Here is a 328-nt window from a genome sequence, read left to right as displayed (position 1 = left end):
AAGGCATATTTGGCAGTGAGCGAAACCGGCAGGCCGGAATAGGCGGCCTTCACCTCGGCGCGCCTGACGTCGAAGGTCTGCTCGTCGAAGCGGCCGCTGAGCGAGCCGGAGAAGCCGCTCGGGCTGTTGAAGCCGACAAGGCCGACATAGTCGGAGTTCGCGGTCTGCAACCCCGAATAGGCGCCGACATTGACGAGGTCCGGCGCGTCGAAGGAGTTCTGGCCGCCCAACTGATAGGACTGGCCGAAGATGGCGTTGGTGCCCCAGCCATTTTCATAGGCGCCCGAATAGCGGAAGCCGACATTGGCGCGCGTGCCGCCTTCGATGC

The 328-nt window shown here is 64.0% G+C and carries 1 protein-coding gene; it reads right to left on the bottom strand.

Annotation, left to right across the window (positions count from 1 at the left end):
* Positions 1–328: LPS assembly protein LptD (gene lptD, locus EN861_RS34680; RefSeq protein WP_135928235.1), on the bottom strand; the 328-nt coding region annotated here is incomplete at both ends.

Source organism: Mesorhizobium sp. M8A.F.Ca.ET.218.01.1.1 (genome assembly GCF_004791165.1).
GTDB lineage: Bacteria > Pseudomonadota > Alphaproteobacteria > Rhizobiales > Rhizobiaceae > Mesorhizobium.
Note: the sequence above shows the minus strand (reverse complement) of the source record. Positions and strands in the feature narration are given on the sequence as shown.